Genomic DNA, 20238 nt, shown 5'->3' on the forward strand with positions numbered 1-20238 from the left:
CGCGCCGTCAGCCGGTGGGCAGGTCGCCGCTCGCTCCAGCGCACTGACCCGACACCTTGACGAAATTCGCGCTGTCTTTCTGGTCGATCTTCGTCGGCTCGCCGTCTTTCATCGCGTTCAGCGTCTGCGCGGAGAAGACGTCGTAGCCCTTGTCGACCATGCAGTTGGCAAGCAGTGTTGCCGGCGCACCAGTGACGCCCTTGGAGGCATAGAACTTTACGAGTCCGGCCTTGACGTCGTCCTTGTTCGGCTTGGCCCCAGCGTTACTGGTGCCACTCGAGCCAGCGGGCGCGTCGTTGGACGTGGTGTTCGACTGTGTCGCTGTCGATGATGCAGCGTTGGAGACGGCTGTCTTGTTCGAGCTGGAGCCGGAGCAACCCGCAAGCATCGGGACGGCCAGCAAGGCGGCGGTGGCGGTGACGGTCAGCGAACGGCGCATGAGTAGGTCCTTCGACATCGAGGATGGGGCAGGCGGCGGTGGCTCCGCCGAGGCCTATGACGCTGCATCGGGATCCGCGGTTCCGCCGCCCGTGGTTGGATTCGTTCATGACCGAACGTTTCGATGCTGTCGATGTCATCCACGCCAAGCGCGACCGGCAGGCGCTGAGCCCCGAACAGATCGACTGGACAGTCGATGCCTACACCCGCGGGGTCGTCGCTGACGAGCAGATGGCTGCGTTGGCGATGGCGATCCTGCTCAATGGGATGACCCGCGAGGAGATCTCCCGGTGGACCGCGGCGATGATCGCCTCGGGGGAGCGGATGTCGTTCGGTTCGCTTTCGCGCCCGACCGCCGACAAGCACTCAACCGGTGGTGTGGGCGACAAGATCACCCTTCCGTTGGCCCCGCTGGTGGCGGCCTGCGGCGTCGCTGTGCCTCAGTTGTCCGGTCGCGGCCTCGGCCACACCGGCGGCACTCTTGACAAGTTGGAGGCGATCCCCGGTTGGCGCGCGGCGCTGGAGAACGACGCGATGATGGCGCAGCTGGAAGACGTCGGCGCGGTCATCTGCGCGGCCGGCAGCGGCCTGGCCCCGGCCGACAAGAAGCTTTACGCCCTGCGTGATGTCACGGGCACTGTTGAGGCCATCCCGCTGATCGCCAGCTCGATCATGAGCAAAAAGATCGCCGAGGGAACCGGCGCGTTGGTGCTCGATGTGAAGGTCGGGTCGGGTGCGTTCATGAAGAACGTTGAGCAGGCGCGCGAGCTCGCCCGCACCATGGTCGACCTGGGCAAGGACGCCGGTGTCACGACCGTCGCGTTGCTCACCGACATGTCGACGCCGCTTGGCCTGACCGCTGGCAACGCGCTGGAGGTGCGGGAATCGGTGGAGGTGCTCGCCGGTGGTGGCCCGTCCGATGTCGTTGACCTGACGGTCGCCCTCGCCCGCGAGATGCTCACCGCGGCGGGCAAGACCGACATTGACCCGGCCGACGCGCTGCGTGACGGCCGTGCGATGGACGCCTGGAAGGCGATGATCCGCGCCCAGGGCGGCGACCCGGACGCCGAGTTGCCCGTAGCGAAACACCAGCAGCAGGTCGTCGCCGATCGCGACGGAGTGCTGACCGAACTCGACGCGCTCGCGGTCGGGATCGCGGCCTGGCGCTTGGGCGCTGGTCGAGCCCGCAAGGAAGACATCGTCCAGGCCGGAGCGGGCGTCGAGATGCACGCAAAGCCCGGCGACACCGTACGCAGCGGGCAGCCGCTGATGACCCTGCACACCGACACCCCGGAGCGGTTCGATCGCGCCTTGGAGTCCCTCGCCGGCGGGTGGGCCATCGGTGACGCCGCAGCCGACCGCCAGCCGCTGCTCATCGACCGTCTCGCCTGATCCCGCCCGTCTTTGTCTCGAGGAGTGCCATGCCCATCCTGAACACTCAGCCGGTTCGGATCCCCGTTCCCGGCGGCAAGATCATCGACGAGCACGTTGGTGCCGCCTCCACTGGTGAGGACGCCGTGTCCGTGGCCCACATGGTTGCCCCCGCCCACTGGGATGAGCCGTTCCAGACGCCGGCATTCGACGAGTTCACCCTCGTGTTGAAAGGCACTGTGCTCATCGACCACGACGGCGGTCAGCTGCGGGTCGAGGCTGGTCAGTCGGTGAAAACCGCTGCCGGAGAACGGATTCGCTATTCCACTGGTCCGGAGGGTGCGGAATACATCGCGGTCTGCCTGCCGGCGTTCAGCCCCGGCACGGTCAACCGTGACGACGAGGAAGCCTGATGCCCGGGGTGATCCGGCCCGAGATTCTCGCGCTGCCGAAGGTGCTGTTGCACGACCACCTCGACGGCGGCGTACGACCGCAGACGGTGCTCGAACTCGCGCAGAAAACGGGCTATGACGGATTGCCGGCGACCGACGCGACGTCGTTGGCCGACTGGTTCCGGGAGAGCGCGAACTCCGGTTCGCTGGTGCGGTATTTGGAGACTTTCGACCAGACGGTCGCCGTGATGCAGACCCATGACTCGCTGTTCCGGGTCGCGTCGGAATGCGCCCAGGACCTCGCCGCCGACGGTGTGGTCTACGCCGAGGTGCGCTACGCGCCCGAGCAGCATCTCGAGGCGGGGCTGAGCCTGGAGCAGGTGGTCGAGGCGGTCAACGCCGGCTTCCGCGACGGCGAAGCCCGCGCCGCGTCGGCCGGGCAGCCGATCCGCGTACGAGCCCTGCTCACCGCGATGCGCCACGCCGCCAAATCGCGCGAGATCGCCGAACTGGCGGTCCACTACCGCGACCAAGAGGTCGCCGGATTCGACATCGCGGGGGCTGAGGCAGGCTATCCGCCCACTCGTCACCTCGACGCTTTCGAATACCTGCGCCGCGAGAACGCCCACTTCACGATCCATGCGGGCGAGGCGTTCGGGTTGCCGAGCATCTGGGAAGCGATCCAGTGGTGTGGGGCCGAACGACTCGGTCACGGTGTCCGCATCGTCGACGACATCGACACCAATGGTGCGCAGCCGCAGTTGGGACTGCTGGCCGGTTTCGTGCGCGATCGCCGCATTCCGTTGGAGATGTGTCCGACTTCCAACCTGCAAACCGGCGCGGCAGGCTCTTACGCCGACCACCCGATCACGCTGCTGAAGAACCTGCGGTTCCGCGTCACCCTCAACACCGACAACCGGTTGATGAGCGACACCTCGATGTCGTGGGAGATGCAGTCGCTGGTCGACGACGCCGGATGGGACCTGGCCGATCTGCGTTGGGTCACGATCAATGCGATGAAGTCGGCCTTCCTCACCTTCGACGAGCGGTTGGCCATCATCGAGGAGCGGATCAAGCCGGCGTACGACGCTGCGGGCTGACCCGGCACCGCCGCAGGCGTCCTGAAGACCGAAAGTGTCGCGGGTGCGCGAGGTTCAGCGCAGCAGTGCAGAACGAGTCTGCGCCTCGCGCTGAAGTCGTTCCAGGTCGCGCCGTCGACGCTCGGCGACCACCGCAGCCAGGATCGCCTCGACTGGTGCATTCGGCGGGGCGGGGGAGACACGCGACAGCACCTGCGCGAGCAGCCTGTTGCCCATCTCCTGGCGTGCGGCCGGGGTGAGTCCGCCACTGCGACCGAGGAATTGGCGAATCTGCAGCGCCATCCCGTCCGGCAGTGGAGCGATGTCGGCACTAGCGGCCCAGCCGGCCAGCGGATAGGGCATTTGCGGCGGCAGGCTGAGCCGTAGCGCCGTCTCCTCGCGGACGACGTAGGTGCCGGCAGCGAAGTCGCCCAGTCGCTTGGCCCGAGTCGACAGCAACGAGCTGATCACCGCTGGCACGGCGTAGAACATGTACTTCTCGATGATCCCGACCAGGCCGCGCACCAGTGCGTGGCGAAACACGATCGGGCCACCGTCGTCTCGTACGACCCGCAGTTTGAGCGCCATCTTGCCCAGCGAGCGGCCGCGGGTGAGTGTTTCGACCGCGACCGGGAAGGCAAACAACACACCGACAAAAATCAGCAGCGCCACGATGTCGCCTTGAGCTGACGTGAGATAGCGGGACGTTTTGACGGCGCCGAGCGCGGCGCCGAGCAGCAGGCCCAACTGCACCAGGAGGTCGATGAGCGCGCTGAGAATCAAGGAGCCGACGGACGTCGCCGGCACATCGATCAGCACCGCCTCGCCGGTCACGAGGCGGTCGTCGTCGGCGCCCCTGAGCCGGCGAATCGGCTCCGGCGCGGTAGGGCTGGCCATGGTGGCTGCAGCGTACAGTTCCGGTGTGGACCTGGACGCGTACGTGCTCGCGCATCAGGGCGAATGGGCGCGGCTGCAGGAACTGGCCAAGCAGCGCCGATTGACCAGCACCGACGCCGATGAACTGCTTGACCTCTATCAGCGGGTTGCCACGCATCTTTCCTACCTGCGTTCCGCGGCTCCGGATCCGACTGTCCTGCAATACCTTTCGACCATCCTGGCGAAGGCGCGGTCGCGCGCGATGGGTGCTAGGACCTCCAGCTGGGAGTCGGTGGGGGAGTTCTTCCTGCGGACTTTCCCGGCGAAGCTTTATACGACGCGGCGCTGGTGGCTGACCGTGTTGCTGGTCAATGTGGTCGTGGCGTTCGCGATCGGTTGGTGGGTGGCTGATCACCCCGGAGTGCAGACGACGCTGCTGAGCCCGAGCGAGATCGACAAGCTGGTGAACCACGATTTCGCCGACTACTACAGCGAACACGCGGCGGGTGATTTCGCCGGAAAAGTGTGGACCAACAACGCCTGGGTCGCGGCCGTTTGTATCGCCGGCGGCGCGCTGGGCTTTCCGGTGATCCTGATGCTCTGGAGCAACATCTTCAACCTGGGCGCGATCGGCGGACTGATGGCCTCGCACGGTCGCGCGTCCGTGTTCTTCGGGTTGATCCTGCCGCACGGCATGTTGGAATTGACCGCTGTCTTCGTGGCGGCGGGCACAGGACTGCAGTTGTTCTGGTCATGGGTGGAGCCGGGCGACCTCACCCGTTCGGCAAGCTTCGCCCGAGCGGCCCGGTCGGCAATGACGGTCGCGATGGGCCTGGTCGTGGTGCTGCTGATCAGTGGTGTGATCGAGGCGTTCGTGACGCCCTCCGACCTGCCGACCTGGGCGCGAATTGCCATCGGCGCGCTCGCCGAGGCGGCGTTCCTGACCTACGTGTTCACTCTCGGCCGAGTGGCGGCCCGCGAGGGAGTCACCGGCGACGTCGCGGATTTCGACCAAGCAGCCTTCGCCCCCGCGCGCGGCTGAGCGCGGCTCGCACTCACAAAAGCCCGTTGCGCTTGAGCAGCAGGTAGTGGTCGACGAGGGCGACCGGGAGCTGGTCCTGCGGTTCGTCAATCACCGTCGCTCCGGCGCGCTGCAACGCGCCGGTGACGCGTCGGCGCTGCGCGAGGGTGCGCTCGCCGGCGGCCGCTTCGTACGTCTGCGAGACACTGTCGCGGGACCGGGTGAGCTCGACAACGGAGCGGTCCGCCACCGAGGCGACCACCACGCGGTGATGTTGGGTGAGTCCGGCTAGCACCGGCAGCAGACCCTCCTCGAGCGCGGCCGGCTCCAGCTGGGTAAGCAGCACCACGAGCGCGCGGCGCCGGGTGATGCCGTTGACCGCACCTGCCAGGGCCGACCAGTTCGCCTCGACCAACGCAGGTTCGAGCGGCGCCATCGCCGTGACGACGTTGTGTAGCAATTCGGTTCGCCGACCGCCGCCGCCCATTCGCGCGCGCAGGTCGCGGTCACCGGCGAGGAAATCGACCCGGTCGCCGGCCTTGGAAGCCAACGCGGTCAGCAGCAGCGCGGCGTCCATCGCGGAGTCCAGCCGGGGAACGTCATCGACCCGGCCGGCACCCGTACGCGACGTGTCGAGCAAGAGGATGATCCGCCGGTCGCGCTCGGGCTGCCAGGTGCGTACGACGGGGTGTTGGCGCCGGGCGGTCGCACGCCAGTCAATGCTGCGTACGTCGTCGCCGTCGACGTAGTCGCGCAGCGAGTCGAACTCGGTGCCCTGACCACGAACGCGGACCGCCGCGCGGCCGTCGATCTGGCGCAACTGGTCAAGCTTGCTGGGCAGATGCCGGCGAGAGGGGAAGGCGGGTAGGCAGCGTACGGATCCGGGCGCCTGCAGCGTGCGTTGTCGCGCGACCAGGCCCATCGGCCCGAACGAGCGGATGGTCACCCCAGCGGCCAACCGGTCGCCGCGCCGGGTCGGCTGCAACGTGGTCGTCAGCCGGGTTGCCTCGCCCGCCGGCAACGAGATTCGATGGCGCTCGCCGCGCGCTCCCGCGGAGGGTTGCCACGCGTCCCGCAGCAGCGCGCGCAGGGGGCGAGAGCCGGTGTTTCGCACGACCAGCGACGTCGACGTGGCCTCGCCCAGACGAACCGGGGCGACCGGGTCGCGCTGCAGGTGCGTCGGGCCGGGAGGTGCGGCCAGTAGGACGTCGATCACGCCGAGCAGCGCCACCAACGCCAACCAGGCCCAGACGGTGAACATCTGCGGCCGCAGCACGACCAGCACCAACCCGGCAAGGGTCAGCGCGACGGCGCGTCCGGAGATGGCCACGTCAGCGGGGGACCGGCACCGAGTTGATCGCCGACTGCAACACCGCGACGGTGCCGACGCCCTCGAGCTCGGCCTCGGGGCGCAGGGCAATGCGGTGGGCCAGAGTCGCGGTCGCCATCGTTTTCACGTCATCGGGGGTGACGAAGTCGCGGCCGCCGAGCCAGGCCCAGCCGCGCGCGGTCGACAGGAGCGCGGTGGCGCCACGCGGGCTGACGCCGAGCGACAACGAGGGGGACTGTCGCGTGGCACGAGCGATGTCGACGATGTAGGCCACCACATCGGGCCGGACATTGACCGACCGCACAGCGCGAGCCCCGGCGGCCAGATCGGCCGCCGTCGCCACCTGCCGGAGACCCGCTGCGTTGAGGTCCTTGGGGTCGAATCCGTTCGCGTGACGCAGCAAAACCTGCATCTCGTCCTCGCGTGGCGGCAGCGGGACGCTTATTTTCATCAGGAATCGGTCGAGTTGGGCTTCGGGTAGCGGGTAGGTGCCCTCGTATTCGACCGGGTTCTGAGTGGCCGCGACCAGGAACGGATCGGGGAGCGTGCGGGGGCTGCCGTCGATCGACACCTGCCGCTCCTCCATCGCCTCCAGCAGCGCCGACTGGGTCTTCGGCGGGGTGCGGTTGATTTCGTCGGCGAGCATCAGGTTGGTGAACACCGGCCCGGGACGGAAGCTGAATTCCGATGCGCGCGAGTCGAACACGAGGGAACCGGTGATGTCGCCGGGCATCAGGTCGGGAGTGAACTGCACCCGCTTGGAATCGATCGACAATGTGTGGGCTAGGGCGCGCACCAGCAGCGTCTTGGCAACGCCGGGCACCCCCTCCAGCAATACGTGGCCGCGCACCAGCAGCGCGATGACCAGCGAGGTCACGGCCGCATCTTGGCCGACGACTGCCTTCGCCACCTCGGCTCGTACGCGGGTCAACGCCTGTCGCGCCGCGTCCGCCTCGCCGCCCGGCGGCGGGTTGTCGAGCCGGGGAAGGGCATGGGTGGGGGCCGCGTGGTCGTCCGGCTTGTTCAGGTCGGTCATGAGCGTCGGGCCTGCCTTTCCAGGGCGGTCAGTTCTCGGGCGAATTCTGGCAAAGCGCGGGCACCGGGATCGGTGCCGTTGTCCAACAGCAGGCGGGCGACCTCTTCGGGTCGCCGTCCGGTGGCTCGGGCCACTTCGTCGACCAACCGTTCGGGCGGCGTACGAGGGGCTAGTCCCAGCGTGGTGGTCAACCGCCCACGGGTGCCGGCTCGCAGGGTGCGCGCCATCGCCGGGGTGTCTCGGGCTTTTCGATACAGCTGGCCGCGGGCCCGGGTCGTCTCGTTGGCCCGAACCACCACCGGCAGCGGCTCGCTGACCAACTTGCCGAGTCGCCGGCCACGCCACAGCATCAGCAGCAGAACCGTTGCCCCAACCAACCAGAGCGCCGGCCGAATCCATCGCGGGGCCACCGACTCTTGGGTGGTAGCCGGGTCGAATCCTCCTGAATACCAAAGCAGTTCGCTGGTCTGGCCGAGAGCGCGCAGCGCGATCGCGGCGTTGTCACCGTCGCTGATCGAGCCGTTGCGCAGCGGCTCGGCTGAGCCAAGAACCAATACGGCGGGGTGATCGGCAGTTGGTGGCAGTTCGAAGGCGGGCACCTGCGAGCCGTTGCCGAAGCAGGACTTCGCATCGGTGGGCAGGTTCTGATACCACCGCGTCGACTCCGGGAATGTCAGGTCGTGGCCCCAGGGCAGCGAACAGTCGCTCCACGCCGCAACGTTGCTACCGGTCAACTCGGGTAGAACCCCATCGAGTTGCTGGGTGCGCGGCGAGATCAACACCACCCGCGCGGCGCCGACGTTCGCGCGCAAGAGCGAGCGCAGCGCGGCGTTGGACAGTTCCTGTGGCCGGGGCACCAGGATCGCGGCGTCCGCCCCAGGGCGAGCCGCGGCTAGGCCTGCCGGCTTCTGCACTGCGCGAACTCGTACACCGTGTTCGGCCAACACGGTAGCGACCGCCTCGGCCCCGTCGCGCCCCGGATTGGCCGGGTCGAGCGGGGTGTCGGAGCGGCGATCGAGCAACAGGGTGGCCGCGGCAGCGATGAGCACCAGGACGATGAGGGTGGCGACCCAGGTCAGCCGCCGCCTCATGGCGTCGTCTCCGGGATCGCGGCGACCTGCGGGCGAGTGCGCGTGAGTGTGGTGTCGAGGGTCTCGATCAGGCCGACGTCGGCCGCCGACGCATGCGCGTTGCCATAACGGATTCGGTCGAAAATCTCTGCGACAGTGGTCAGTTGAGCAACCTGCTCGGGGAAGGAGGAGATCAACGTCTGCGCCACCTCATGGGCGGTGCTTCCGGCGCGCTCGGGCACCAAAACTCGCTCGACCCCGCTGCGGGCAATCGCCCGGAACCAGCAGAGGAACGCGGTGTCGTGGTCACCCGCGTCGCGCGCACGGCGGGCGTCGGCGCGCAGCTCGCGGGCGGTCCGTGCAACCTGTTCGAAGACGCCGTCGCCGGCTGCGCCGTCGGACCGCTGCGGCCGATCCCGGCGGACCCGAGTCAGCCCGAAACCGATCGCGACAGCGAGCGCGCCCAGCCCCACCAGCAAGGCGGTCGAGCTGATGCTGGCGGTGCCGTTGGTGGCTCGATCGAACTGCTTGACCAACCAGAGCAGGAAGCGGGCGACCAGGTGATGCTGGTCGCCGTACTTCGCCTTCGACAACTCCTGAGTCAGCCAGTCGTGGGCCTGAGCGGTGGAGGGATCGAGCGGCGGGGTCGCGAACACCTGGGTCAGCCTTTAGCAGCCTCGGCCATGAGCCGGATGTCGAGCGCTTCGCGACGGATGCGCTGGTCGATATAGAGCAGGCCGGTCACGCTCGCGGTGAACGGGGTGGTGATTGCCGAGGCCAACAGGGTGGCTGCCTGCAACACCAGCAGGGGCAGCACACTGCCGGTCGAGCTGGAAGCAGTGCCGTCAGCCCCGGTAGCCGCGACGGCGACCACGAGCGACGCTGGAACTGTGATGATCGCACCGACGATGCCGGCCAGCAGGCTGGCCACCAGAGTGACGCCCAGGATGCGCCAAAACTGGTTGCGGGTCAGGGCCCAGGATCGTTTCAGCGAGACGATCGGTCCCATCCGTTCCAAGGTGACAGCCGGCGTCGCCAACGAGGTGCGGACCTGCACGAACACCACGGCGCAGACGGCGAGGGGCACACACAGGATGATCGCGGCAACCATCAGGCCAACGCCGGCGATCAAGTAGGCCACCCAGCACAGCAGAGCCAGCAACGTCAGGAAGACCACGACGCTGAGGGCGATGAGCAACACCACCCCGAGGAGTGCCCAGATGCGGCCCTTCACCCGACTCCAGGTCGCGGAGATCGAGATCCGGCGACCGAGCACAGCTTCGCCGACGACCACGATCAGCATTCCGGTCAGGATGGCGGTCAAGACGGTGGTGATCGCGGATCCGCCGTAACTGACCAGCGGGAAGAGGACGGCCGAGCTGTCGCCGTTGCCCAGGGGAATGTTGCCCAGCAGCAGGGTGACCAGCAGCAGCGGGACAGCCGCCACACACGACACCAGCAGCGACAGGCCGAGCGTGGCGCCCGGGTTGCCTCGTACGGTCCGGAAGGCGCCCTCCAGCAGGTCGCCGAACAGCAGCGGCCGCAGCGGCACGACCCCGGGCCGCGGAACCAGCGGGACGTAGCCGAGCGGGGACTGGCCCGGATACTGCTGGCCAGCCGGCGGATAGCCGGTGTAGGAGGGCGGTGGAGGCGGGCCTGGCGGTGGCGTCCAGGCGCGCTCGGACGGGCCGTTCGGATCCCCCCAGTTCGTCATGGGTCAGACCCTAACTGCCCGCTCGGCCTCTTTCGGCGTCATGGGTCGTGCACCTCGCGCGACATGTCCGGCGACCACGGCCGGCTCGTCGAGGGCGAGCCGCAGCCCGCGACGCGCGAGGACCGGAACCGGCTTGCGGCGCTCGGAGACGTCGCGGACGAAGCGGCGGCCCATCGTGACCCAGCGGTTCTGTCGGATGCAGAAGGCATCGCGCAGCACCCCGGCCTCGCGCAGCGGGCCGACGAGATCGGCGGCAAAGATTCCTTCGGCCAGAACGGTGTCGGCTCCGTCCAACGCAACCGTGTCGTGACCGGTGACGGCGGAGGTGGAGATGTCGTAGATCGGCACCTCCACGCGGCCGGTGGTGCACAACTGCACCAGGGCGTCGCGGGCCCGCTCGAGATGCCACGACTCCACCAGGTCCCAGTCGGGGATGCCAAGGGTCGAGGCGGGGATCGTGGGGTCGGCGCCGTCTTTGTAGAAGTCGTCGAGTCGCACGATCGGCCAGCCGTGGCGGTGGTGCAGGCGACGGGCCAGCCTGCTCTTGCCGGAGCCGCTGGGTCCACACAGCAGCAGGACACGGGCGGTCGGTGAGGTCATCGGGCTCCTTCGATCTGTAGCGCGATGAGAATAGGGCACGCAGCGGTTAGCCTTGGGCGGTGACGAACCTGACCCGCACGCAGGTGGCCCAAATGGTTGACCACACGCTGCTGAAGCCCGAAGCCACCGTCGACGACATACGAGCCCTGATCGCCGAAGGCGAACGCCTTGGCGTGTTCTCGGTGTGCGTTTCACCCTCGTTCCTGCCGCTGCAGTCGGCCGTCCCGGTTGCCGTGGTCTGCGGCTTCCCGAGCGGCAAGCACACCAGCGCGGTCAAGGCCGCCGAAGCGGCCGAGTCCGCGCGCCTCGGCGCTGCCGAGGTCGACATGGTGATCGACGTCGGCGCCGCTCGCGCCGGCGACTTTGCGGCCGTACAAGCCGACATCCAGGCCGTACGGAATGCCGCCCCCGACGTCCTGCTGAAAGTCATCATCGAGTCCGCCGCGCTCACCGACGAGCAGATCGTCGCCTGCTGCGAGGCATCCGAGGCGGCCGGTGCCGACTACGTGAAAACCTCGACCGGATTCCACCCGGCGGGCGGGGCGACTGCTCACGCCGTACGGCTGATGCGTCAGACCGTCGGCGACCGCCTCGGTGTGAAAGCCTCCGGCGGCATCCGCACCCCCGAGGCGGCAGCGGAAATGATCGAGGCCGGGGCGAGCCGTCTCGGATTGTCGGGCACCGCCGCGGTGCTCGACGGATTCCCCGCCTGACGTGGCCGAACAGACCCCCGCCGGGGCAGGGCGAAATGTCTTCCGCCAACGGGGCGCCGTCGGCATCGGCATCGCCGTCATCGCGCTGATGGCGGTCATGCTGGTTATTTTCGCCTTCGACGGAGGCATCGACCTGGCGGTCACCAGTTGGATGGTCGCGGGCGCTGTTCTGTTGTGGCTGCTGTTCGTTCGCCCGTCGGTGCGCCTGGCGCAGGACGGCGTACGGCTGGACAACCTGATCCGGGTCACCCACCTCAGTTGGTCGGCGATCGACCTGATCGAGACCCGGTGGAACCTCACCCTGGTGACCCATGACGGCAAGACCTTCAGCGCATGGGCGATCTCGGCCCAGCGGCCGCGGGCCGAGAAAAGCGGTCGAGCGCGGTTCGGGATGCTGGCCGGCACCGGGCTGCCGGAGTCGCCGAAGGATCTGCGCCACCGGCCGAGTTCCGCCGGTGACGTGCAGCGCTCGATCGCCCACGGGCAGGAGGGCTACGACCGGGCTGTCGCTGCTGGCTTGCTGGAACCCCAACCGCAGGTTGTCGAGCGCTCCTGGTCGCCCATCGCGCTCGCCGGCTGGGCCGTCTTCGTGGTGTTGCTGCTGGTCGGCGCCTTCGCCTGATCAGGCGCTGGTGAGCGTTTCAAACTCCCGGCGTACGGCGGCGAGTCGAGCCTGCGTTTCCGCGCGGTCACTGCCGATTGCCTCGAGGTAGACCTTCAGCTTCGGCTCGGTGCCCGAGGGTCGCACGATGATCCGCGTGTTGTCAGCCAGGTGATAGCGCAGGGCGTCGGTGGGTGGCAGGCCACCTTCACGCAGCAGATCTTCGGTCTGCGAAACAGCTTGCCCGGCAACGTTGTCCGGCTGCTGCTCGCGCAGTCTGGCCATGATCATGCCGATCACCGCGAGGTCGTCGACGCGAACGGCGAAACTGTCGGTCAGGTGGTGACCATGGGCAGTCGCGAGGTCGGCGAGAACGTTGAGCAGAGTTCGTCCGCGGGCCTTCTCGGTCGCGGCGAGTTCGGCGATCAGCAGCCCGGCGGTGATGCCGTCCTTGTCGCGCACCTTGCCCGGATCGACGCAATATCCGAGGGCTTCCTCGTAGCCGTATCGCAGCCTCTCAACACGGCTGATCCACTTGAACCCGGTGAGTGTCTCCTCGTGGCGAACTCCGGCAGCGCGCGCGATGGCGCCCAGCAGTCGCGAGCTCACGATCGAGTTGGCGAAAACGCCCTCGACCGGGCCACGCTGGAGCAGGTGGTGACCCAGGAGGGCGCCCACTTCATCGCCGCGAAGCATCCGCCAGCCGTCGGCGTCCTGCACCGCAACCGCGCAACGATCCGCGTCGGGGTCGCTGGCGATCACCAGGTCAGCATCGACCCGGCGAGCGGTCTCCAAAGCAAGGTCGATGGCGCCGGGCTCTTCGGGATTAGGGAAGGCGACGGTGGGGAACTCGGGGTCGGGATGTTCCTGTTCGGCGACGCTGGTGACATCACCGAAACCGCTGCGCTGCAACGCATCGCGCATCACGGCGCTGCCGACGCCATGGAGCGCGGTGTGCACGATCCGCAGGTCGCGCGGAGAGCCCTTGGCCACCACCGCGCACGCCGTGTCGAGATAGTCCGCGACGATCGCATCGTCGACCGTCTCCCAACCGTCCGTGGCGCGAGGGACGTCCGCAGCGCGTGGGAAGCGGTCGATCGCGGCCGCGATCTGCCCGTCGGACGGTGGCACGATCTGACTGCCGTCGCCGAGGTAGACCTTGTAGCCGTTGTCCTGCGGCGGGTTGTGACTCGCGGTCACCATCACGCCCGCGTCCGCGCCAAGGTGACGGATTGCGTAGGCCAGCAGGGGAGTCGGCAGTGGGTGCGAGAGCACCAGCGCGCGGCCACCGGCGGCGGTGACCACTGCGGCTGTGTCGGCCGCGAAGACGTCGGAGTTGTGGCGCGCATCGAAACCGATGACGACAGTGACGTCCGATTTCCCGGTTGCCTCTTGGAGGTAGGCGGTGAGCCCCGCGGCGGTGCGGATGACCACGACTTGGTTCATCCGGTTCGGGCCCCCACCCAAAGCCCCGCGCAGGCCTGCGGTGCCGAACTCCAGTAGTCCGGCGAATCGGTCTTCGAGGTCCGTGGTCGCGGCGCTGTCGCCGGCCGATGCACGTTCCAGAAGGTCCTGCAGCTGCGCGCGGGTGGTGGCGTCCGGGTCGTCGGCGATCCAAGAGCGTACGGCGTCGAGGTCCATCACAGCGCCCGCACGATCGAGGCGAGCAGCGTGGCGCACCGGTCAGCCGCGGCCTTGCCGGCGTCGATGACTTCCTGGTGGCTCAGCGGGTCGGGGGAGATGCCGGCCGCGGCGTTGGTGACCAGGCTGATGCCAAGGATCTCCAGCCCGACGTGGCGCGCGGCGATGGCTTCCAGTGCGGTCGACATCCCGACCAGGTCGGCGCCGAGGGTCTTGGCCATCCGCACCTCCGCCGGCGTTTCGTAGTGGGGTCCGCGGAATTGGGCGTAGACACCCTCGTCGAGGCTCGGGTCGACACTGCGGGCGAGGTCGCGCAACCGCGCGGAGTAGAGGTCGGTGAGATCAACGAAGGTCGCGCCCTCCAACGGCGAGTTCGCGGTGAGGTTCAGGTGGTCGCTGATCAACACGGGGGTGCCGGGCTGCCACTGCGGCTGCAGTCCACCGCAACCGTTCGTCAACACCAGCGTCGAGCAGCCGGCGGCTGCGGCCGTACGGACCCCGTGAACCACGGCGCGCACACCGCGGCCCTCGTAATAGTGCGTACGGGTGCCGAAGACCAGCGCGTGCTTGTCGCTGTCGCCGATCCGGACTGAACGGATCGTGCCGTGATGGCCGGCGACCGCGGCCTTCGCGAACCCGGGCACCTGCTCGTTGTCGAGGGTGGCGACTGTCTCGCCGAGGCGGTCGGCGGTTTCGCCCCACCCCGATCCGAGAACCAGCGCCACATCGTGACGTGGCACACCGGTGAGCTGCGCGATGGCGCGCGCGGCGTCATCGGCCAGGGAGAAGGGATCAAGGGCGGAGAAGTCGAAGCTCGGCGTCACCGGCCCAGAGTAGCGACGGCGCGCGTGGTTGGATATCGGCGTGAGTGGTCGACAGAAATCTGTAGTTGTGATCGGTGGTGGACCTGGCGGTTATGAGTCCGCTCTGGTCGCCGCGGCCCTCGGTGCAGCCGTCACGGTGGTGGAGAAGGACGGCCTTGGCGGGGCCGCGGTTTTGACGGACTGTGTGCCGAGCAAAACCCTCATCGCCACCTCTGACTTCATGTCCCGGTTCAAGTCGGCCGGGCGTCTTGGCGTGCACTTCGAGGGCCACGCCGAAGACCAACACGCCGAAGCCCACATCACCGAGGTCAACCAGCGGGTGATCAAGCTCGCGCAGGCGCAGAGCTACGACATTCGCGCCCAGGTTGAGAGCGTCGGCTGCCGCGTGGTGAAGGGGTCGGGCGCGGTTGCCGGGCCGAACCTGGTGCGGCTTTCTCATGACGACGGCTCAACCGAGGACATCCACGCGGATGTCATTCTGCTCGCGGTCGGCACCACCCCGCGGGTGATGGACAGCGCGATGCCCGACGGTGAACGCATCCTGACCTGGCAGCAGATCTACAACCTGACCGAGCTGCCGGAGGAGATCATCGTCGTCGGTTCTGGTGTGACCGGTGCCGAGTTGGCTCACGCCTACCTTGGTCTGGGCTCGAAGGTGACGCTGGTGTCGTCACGCGACCGGGTCTTGCCTGGTCAGGACGCCGACGCCGCCACCGTGATCGAAAACGTCTTCCGCCGTCGCGGCATGCAGGTTCTCAACCGGTCGCGCGCCATGTCCGCCGTCCGCAACGGCGATCGCGTGACCGTCACCCTGGAAGACGGCCGTACGGTCGAGGGGAGCCACGCGCTGTTGGCCGTCGGCTCGATCCCGCAGACCCACGGCATCGGCCTCGAAGAGGCTGGCGTCGACCTGACGCCATCGGGCCACATCGTGGTCGACCGGGTGTCTCGTACGTCGGTGCCCGGCGTCTACGCCGCCGGTGACTGCACCGGGGTCTTGCCGCTGGCCTCCGTCGCCGCAATGCAGGGCCGCATCGCCATGGCTCACGCGCTCGGCGACGCGGTTGCCCCGCTGAACCTGCGCGGCGTCTGCGCCAACATCTTCACCGACCCCGAGATCGCCACGGTCGGCTACTCGCAGGCTGATGTCGACGAAGGCCGCATTGAAGCGCGGGTCGTCACCCTGCCCCTGTCGACCAACCCGCGGGCCAAGATGCGCAACATCAAGGACGGCTTCGTGAAGTTGATCGTCCGCCCGGGCTCCAACACGGTGGTCGGGGGAGTGGTCGTGGCGCCGCAGGCCTCCGAGCTGATCTTCCCGATCGGGTTGGCCGTCCAGAACCGCCTCACCGTCGATCAGGTGTCGCAGACCTTCTCGGTCTACCCCTCGATGACCGGTTCCATCTCCGAGGCCGCCCGCCGGCTGCACCAAAGCGAGATCTGACCGGCTGCTTCCGCCGGGGCCACCGTCTGCCCCAGCACCCAAGCGCTGCAGTAACGCGCAAACCCCGCAGGTGTACCTGCGGGGTTTGCGCGTTACTGCAGCGTTGGTGGGCTCAGTGAGCGAACGAGTGGCTACCCAGGTGGCGGTAGTAGGTCACCAGCGGCTGGCGCGTAGCAAGGCGCTCGGCACGGTTGCGGGCGAAGAACTGCACGGTCCAGGTAGCGAGGACGGCCACCAACGCGACAAGCGCGATAGCAACGATCACGCTGAAGCCGGTGAAAAAGCCAGGGATCATGTTCATGGTGAGTTACGTTCCTTCTACATCTGTAGTGCTCTGACAAGAAAGACACTACGCCTGTAGTGAGTGGTTGTCCAGTCGGCCCGGCAGCCAACGAAAAACCGCGCGAGTTCCGACCGGATAGAACGTGTCTAAGCGGCAGGAACCGGCGCGGTTCGGCGGGGAGGGAGTCAGTCGGTGGGCCGGGCGTCTCGGCTGCGATCGACGGCGTGCGGGTCAACCTGGTCGGGCAGCAGCCCTTCCCGCTCCCAGGCCGCATAGCGATTGGCGCGCAGTCGAGGCCGCAGATACTTCAGAACCAGCCAGATGGCACCGCCGACTAAAACGAGCGGGATCAGGTTCCAGAGCCAATGCATGACAGTCCTCGGGTCTGCGGGATACGGAGTTCTCAGTGTGACAGGCTTCACGTCGTGACCGTTGAACGCCCCGAAGGAACCGCAGCCCGTCAAGCGCTCTTGCTGGACAGCGCCATCGATGTGATCGGTGCAGGCGGCTTGCGCGCGCTCACTCACCGCGCGCTGGACCGGGCGGCGGAACTGCCCGAGGGGAGCTGCTCGGTCTATTACCGCACCCGCGCCAGTCTGCTGGCGGCGGTCACCGAGCGCGTCGCCCAACGACTGACCGACGACGTTCTGGCGATGGGGTGCGACCTGCCCCGCGATCCCGAGGAAACCACCGAAGCGATCGAGGCGACGGTCGCGATGCTCGCCAACTGGGCCGTCCACCCGGCCTTGCTGGTCACCATGGCGGAACTCGGACTGGAGTCCGTACGCACCCCGGAACTACGCGAGGCAATGGTCAGCTGGCGGCGACAGTTGGTCGAAATCGTTAGGGAACTGGTCGAGCAACACGGCCGTGACCACGCCGAACTACGAGCTCGTACGGTCGTGGCGGGCATCGAGGGTGTCGCCATTCAGTCGCTGTCCGAGCCGGCAGAGACTCGGGCGGCCTTCCTGGCGGCCACCACCGGATTGCTGATCAACGCAATCTCTGAGGCCGAGATCGGCTGACGCTCAGGCGTCCTTGATCTCGGCGAGCACAGCACCCGAGGTGACGGTGGCACCGATCTCGGCCTTGAGCCCGGTGATCACACCATCCTTGTGAGCCGTGATGGGCTGCTCCATCTTCATCGCTTCGAGCACCACGATGGTGTCGCCGCTGGCAACCGTGGCGCCTTCCTCGACCGAGATCTTGACGATCGTTCCCTGCATCGGGGCGGTGACCGAGTCGCCGCTGGCGGCTGCCCCGCCACCACCGGAACGAGACCGTTTGGGGGCCTTCTTCGGGCCAGCGGAACCGCCACCACCACCGAGTTGCAGATCGCCGGGCAGCGACACTTCGACCCGCTTGCCGCCGATCTCCAACACGATGTTCTGACGCGCGGCCGGCTCGTCGGCATCGGCCGAACCACCGGCGTACGGCGGAATCTGGTTGTCGAACTCAGTCTCGATCCAGCGCGTGTGGATGGTGAAGGGGGCATCGCCGTCCGGCGCGAACGCCGGGTCGCTGACCACTGCTCGGTGGAAGGGAGTGACGGTCGGCATACCCTCGATGACCAACTCGTCCAGCGCGCGGCGGGCGCGCTCGAGGGCCTGGTTGCGGGTGGCGCCGGTGACGATGAGCTTGGCGATCATCGAGTCGAACGCGCCGGCGACGGTGTCGCCCTCGACCAGGCCGGCGTCCCAACGCACGCCGGGGCCCGAGGGGACACCGAGGGTGGTCACGGTTCCGGGAGCAGGGAAGAAGTTGCGGCCGGCATCTTCGCCGTTGATCCGGAACTCCAACGAGTGAGCGTGCGGTTCGGGGTCGTCATAGCCGAGAGCCTCGCCAGCAGCGATGCGGAACTGCTCTCGTACGAGGTCGATTCCGGTGACCTCCTCGGAGACCGGGTGTTCGACCTGCAGGCGGGTGTTGACCTCGAGGAAGGAGATCACGCCGTCTTGGCCGACGAGGTATTCGCAGGTGCCGGCGCCGGTGTAGTTGGCTTCCTTGAGGATCGCCTTGGAGGCGCGCAGCAACTCGGTGTGTTGTTCGTCGGTCAGGAACGGCGCAGGGGCTTCCTCGACCAGTTTTTGGTTGCGGCGCTGTAGGGAGCAGTCGCGGGTGGAGACGACGACGACATTGCCGTGGGTGTCGGCCAGGCACTGCGTCTCGACGTGGCGTGGTTTGTCGAGGAAGCGCTCCACGAAGCATTCGCCACGGCCGAAGGCGGTGACGGCCTCGCGGACGGCGCTGTCGAACAGTTCGGGGATTTCCTCGATGGTGCGGGCCACCTTCAGACCGCGACCGCCACCGCCGTACGCCGCCTTGATGGCGACGGGTAGGCCGTGTTCCTTGGCGAACGTGACGACCTCATCGGCACCCTTGACCGGGTCGTTGGTGCCGGGAACGAGCGGCGCGCCGGCCTTGGTGGCGATGTGGCGGGCCTTGACCTTGTCGCCGAGACTGTCGATCGCTGCCGGGGATGGTCCGATCCAGGTCAGGCCGGCGTCGATGACGGCTTGGGCGAACTCGGCGTTCTCGGCGAGGAATCCATAACCGGGGTGCACGCTGTCGGCGCCGGACTGCTTCGCTACGTCGAGCAACTTCGCCTGCACAAGGTAGGACTCCGCGGGTGTGTTGCCACCGAGGGCATAGGCCTCGTCGGCGACTTTGACGTGGAGCGCGTCCCGGTCTGGCTCGGCGTAGACCGCAACGGAGCCGAGTCCGGCGTCCTTGCAGGCACGAGCGATACGGACCGCGATTTCACCGCGGTTGGCGATCAAGACCTTGTGCAGTTCGGGCATGGTGGGAGCCTATCGCCGTGTGTCCGACGCCACACGTCAGGGCGGCCCGCAAACCCGAGAGACGGAATATCGGTCGACCGAGCTGTGCTGCACACTGCATGACTGTTGACATCACCACAGACACTCCGACCGTCGAACTGCACGCCGGCCCGACCTCGGTCACCATGCCGCAACTCGGATTCGGCGTATGGCAGGTCGAGGACGCGGAGGCGACGCCCGCCGTCGCCGAGGCCCTGCGGGTCGGATACCGAAGCATCGACACCGCCCGTATCTACGGCAACGAGTCCGGCGTCGGACGTGCGCTGGCCGACAACGCCGTCAACTCCGACGAGGTCTTCGTCACCACCAAGATCTGGAACGACGACCAAGGCATGGAACAGACTCTCGCCGCCTTCGACGCCTCGATCGCCCGACTTGACCTCGGTCGTCCGCTCGACCTCCTGCTGATCCACTGGCCCACAGCCGCCAAGGGAAAATTCATTCAGACGTACGAAGCGATGATGCAGTTGCGCGAGGAAGGTCGTGTCCGCGCGATCGGCGTCTGCAACTTCACCATCGACAACCTGACCGCGTTGCACGATGCCGTGGGCGAATACCCCGCGATCAACCAGGTGGAGTTGCACCCTGACTTCAACCAGGCCGACCTGCGCGCGTTCCACGCCGACCACGGCATCGTCACCGAGGCGTGGAGCCCGCTGGGCCAAGGCGGTGACCTGCTTCACAACGAGACCATCGCCGACATCGCGCGGCAGGTTGGGCGTACGCCGGCGCAGGTGATCATCCGCTGGCACCTGCAGACCGGCAACGTCGTGATCCCGAAGTCGGTGACCCCCTCGCGGATCGCCGAGAACTTCGATGTCTTCGGTTTCGAGCTCTCCGCGCCGCAGTTGGCGGCTATCGACGCGCTGCCCCAGGGCGAGCGCATGGGCCCCGACCCGGACACCTTCGGCGTCTGATTGGTTACGCTCGGCCGGACCGCTCTCGAGTGGTCCGGCCTTGGTGTC

Annotated in this window: 22 protein-coding genes; 9 read left to right on the top strand and 13 right to left on the bottom strand. The window is 67.7% G+C overall.

The features are described 5' to 3' along the window. Nucleotides 1-7 precede the first annotated feature (7 nt). A complete protein-coding gene (locus ACYU98_RS00750) occupies nucleotides 8-439 on the bottom strand; it encodes a hypothetical protein (RefSeq protein WP_460466263.1) in 432 nt (143 codons plus the stop codon). 107 nt (nucleotides 440-546) lie between these two features. Here ACYU98_RS00750 and ACYU98_RS00755 point away from each other — a divergent pair, with 107 nt between their 5' ends. Genes ACYU98_RS00755 through ACYU98_RS00765 form a run of 3 tightly spaced genes read left to right on the top strand, consistent with a single transcriptional unit; the run spans nucleotide 547 to nucleotide 3301 of the window. Next, nucleotides 547-1830: a thymidine phosphorylase gene (locus ACYU98_RS00755; RefSeq protein WP_460466264.1), complete on the top strand. Its 1284-nt coding sequence runs from the start codon at nucleotides 547-549 to the stop codon at nucleotides 1828-1830. Between the two features lie 29 nt (nucleotides 1831-1859). Further along, complete coding sequence (locus tag ACYU98_RS00760) at nucleotides 1860-2222, top strand: cupin domain-containing protein (protein WP_460466265.1); 363 nt, start codon at nucleotides 1860-1862, stop codon at nucleotides 2220-2222. Further along, on the top strand, nucleotides 2222-3301 hold the full coding sequence (locus tag ACYU98_RS00765) for an adenosine deaminase (RefSeq protein ID WP_460466266.1): 1080 nt from the start codon (nucleotides 2222-2224) through the stop codon (nucleotides 3299-3301). Before ACYU98_RS00760 ends, ACYU98_RS00765 begins: the two co-directional genes overlap by 1 nt. 54 nt (nucleotides 3302-3355) lie before the next feature. Here ACYU98_RS00765 and ACYU98_RS00770 read toward each other — a convergent pair whose 3' ends face one another. Then, the gene (locus ACYU98_RS00770) at nucleotides 3356-4177 is read right to left on the bottom strand and encodes an RDD family protein (protein ID WP_460466267.1); all 822 of its coding nucleotides are present in this window, start codon (nucleotides 4175-4177) and stop codon (nucleotides 3356-3358) included. A gap of 25 nt (nucleotides 4178-4202) precedes the next feature. On the opposite strand from ACYU98_RS00770, the gene ACYU98_RS00775 reads away from it, so the two are divergent. After that, nucleotides 4203-5198: a stage II sporulation protein M gene (locus tag ACYU98_RS00775; protein ID WP_460466268.1), complete on the top strand. Its 996-nt coding sequence runs from the start codon at nucleotides 4203-4205 to the stop codon at nucleotides 5196-5198. Between the two features lie 13 nt (nucleotides 5199-5211). On the opposite strand, the gene ACYU98_RS00780 is transcribed toward ACYU98_RS00775, so the two are convergent. Genes ACYU98_RS00780 through ACYU98_RS00805 form a run of 6 tightly spaced genes read right to left on the bottom strand, consistent with a single transcriptional unit; the run spans nucleotide 5212 to nucleotide 10927 of the window. Next, the gene (locus tag ACYU98_RS00780) at nucleotides 5212-6507 is read right to left on the bottom strand and encodes a DUF58 domain-containing protein (RefSeq protein ID WP_460466269.1); all 1296 of its coding nucleotides are present in this window, start codon (nucleotides 6505-6507) and stop codon (nucleotides 5212-5214) included. A 1-nt stretch (nucleotide 6508) separates the two neighbouring features. After that, the gene (locus tag ACYU98_RS00785; protein ID WP_460466270.1) at nucleotides 6509-7543 is read right to left on the bottom strand and encodes an AAA family ATPase; all 1035 of its coding nucleotides are present in this window, start codon (nucleotides 7541-7543) and stop codon (nucleotides 6509-6511) included. Further along, nucleotides 7540-8634, bottom strand: coding sequence for a DUF4350 domain-containing protein (locus tag ACYU98_RS00790; protein WP_460466271.1), 1095 nt, complete (start codon nucleotides 8632-8634; stop codon nucleotides 7540-7542). The genes ACYU98_RS00785 and ACYU98_RS00790 overlap by 4 nt, the downstream gene beginning before the upstream one ends. Continuing rightward, nucleotides 8631-9269 (bottom strand): DUF4129 domain-containing protein, encoded by a 639-nt coding sequence (locus tag ACYU98_RS00795; RefSeq protein WP_460466272.1) that lies wholly within the window; start codon nucleotides 9267-9269, stop codon nucleotides 8631-8633. Before ACYU98_RS00795 ends, ACYU98_RS00790 begins: the two co-directional genes overlap by 4 nt. 5 nt (nucleotides 9270-9274) lie before the next feature. Further along, nucleotides 9275-10327 carry a glycerophosphoryl diester phosphodiesterase membrane domain-containing protein gene (locus ACYU98_RS00800; RefSeq protein WP_460466273.1) on the bottom strand — a complete coding sequence of 351 codons (1053 nt, stop codon included), beginning with the start codon at nucleotides 10325-10327 and terminating at the stop codon, nucleotides 9275-9277. Nucleotides 10328-10330: 3 nt separating this feature from the next. Continuing rightward, nucleotides 10331-10927 (bottom strand): uridine kinase family protein, encoded by a 597-nt coding sequence (locus tag ACYU98_RS00805; RefSeq protein WP_460466274.1) that lies wholly within the window; start codon nucleotides 10925-10927, stop codon nucleotides 10331-10333. A 92-nt stretch (nucleotides 10928-11019) separates the two neighbouring features. Here ACYU98_RS00805 and deoC point away from each other — a divergent pair, with 92 nt between their 5' ends. Continuing rightward, entirely contained in the window at nucleotides 11020-11640 is a 621-nt protein-coding gene (deoC, locus tag ACYU98_RS00810) for a deoxyribose-phosphate aldolase (RefSeq protein ID WP_460466629.1), read from the top strand. A gap of 1 nt (nucleotide 11641) precedes the next feature. Then, nucleotides 11642-12262, top strand: coding sequence for a PH domain-containing protein (locus ACYU98_RS00815; protein WP_460466275.1), 621 nt, complete (start codon nucleotides 11642-11644; stop codon nucleotides 12260-12262). Here the strand turns inward: ACYU98_RS00815 and ACYU98_RS00820 are convergent, their stop codons facing one another. Next, the gene (locus ACYU98_RS00820; protein WP_460466630.1) at nucleotides 12263-13882 is read right to left on the bottom strand and encodes a phospho-sugar mutase; all 1620 of its coding nucleotides are present in this window, start codon (nucleotides 13880-13882) and stop codon (nucleotides 12263-12265) included. Beyond that, nucleotides 13882-14706, bottom strand: a complete 825-nt coding sequence (locus ACYU98_RS00825; RefSeq protein WP_460466276.1) for a purine-nucleoside phosphorylase — start codon at nucleotides 14704-14706, stop codon at nucleotides 13882-13884. The genes ACYU98_RS00820 and ACYU98_RS00825 overlap by 1 nt, the downstream gene beginning before the upstream one ends. 40 nt (nucleotides 14707-14746) lie before the next feature. On the opposite strand from ACYU98_RS00825, the gene ACYU98_RS00830 reads away from it, so the two are divergent. Then, nucleotides 14747-16150: an NAD(P)H-quinone dehydrogenase gene (locus ACYU98_RS00830; RefSeq protein ID WP_460466277.1), complete on the top strand. Its 1404-nt coding sequence runs from the start codon at nucleotides 14747-14749 to the stop codon at nucleotides 16148-16150. Nucleotides 16151-16262: 112 nt separating this feature from the next. Here ACYU98_RS00830 and ACYU98_RS00835 read toward each other — a convergent pair whose 3' ends face one another. After that, nucleotides 16263-16451, bottom strand: a complete 189-nt coding sequence (locus ACYU98_RS00835) for a hypothetical protein (protein ID WP_460466278.1) — start codon at nucleotides 16449-16451, stop codon at nucleotides 16263-16265. Between the two features lie 167 nt (nucleotides 16452-16618). Further along, nucleotides 16619-16804, bottom strand: coding sequence for a hypothetical protein (locus ACYU98_RS00840; protein ID WP_460466279.1), 186 nt, complete (start codon nucleotides 16802-16804; stop codon nucleotides 16619-16621). Between the two features lie 54 nt (nucleotides 16805-16858). Between ACYU98_RS00840 and ACYU98_RS00845 the strand changes: the two genes are divergently transcribed. Continuing rightward, nucleotides 16859-17458 carry a TetR/AcrR family transcriptional regulator gene (locus ACYU98_RS00845; protein WP_460466280.1) on the top strand — a complete coding sequence of 200 codons (600 nt, stop codon included), beginning with the start codon at nucleotides 16859-16861 and terminating at the stop codon, nucleotides 17456-17458. A gap of 3 nt (nucleotides 17459-17461) precedes the next feature. On the opposite strand, the gene ACYU98_RS00850 is transcribed toward ACYU98_RS00845, so the two are convergent. Next, nucleotides 17462-19234 carry an acetyl/propionyl/methylcrotonyl-CoA carboxylase subunit alpha gene (locus ACYU98_RS00850; RefSeq protein ID WP_460466281.1) on the bottom strand — a complete coding sequence of 591 codons (1773 nt, stop codon included), beginning with the start codon at nucleotides 19232-19234 and terminating at the stop codon, nucleotides 17462-17464. 98 nt (nucleotides 19235-19332) lie between these two features. Between ACYU98_RS00850 and ACYU98_RS00855 the strand changes: the two genes are divergently transcribed. Then, a complete protein-coding gene (locus tag ACYU98_RS00855) occupies nucleotides 19333-20190 on the top strand; it encodes an aldo/keto reductase (RefSeq protein WP_460466282.1) in 858 nt (285 codons plus the stop codon). Nucleotides 20191-20238: the final 48 nt, after the last annotated feature.

Source organism: Calidifontibacter terrae, assembly GCF_054778835.1.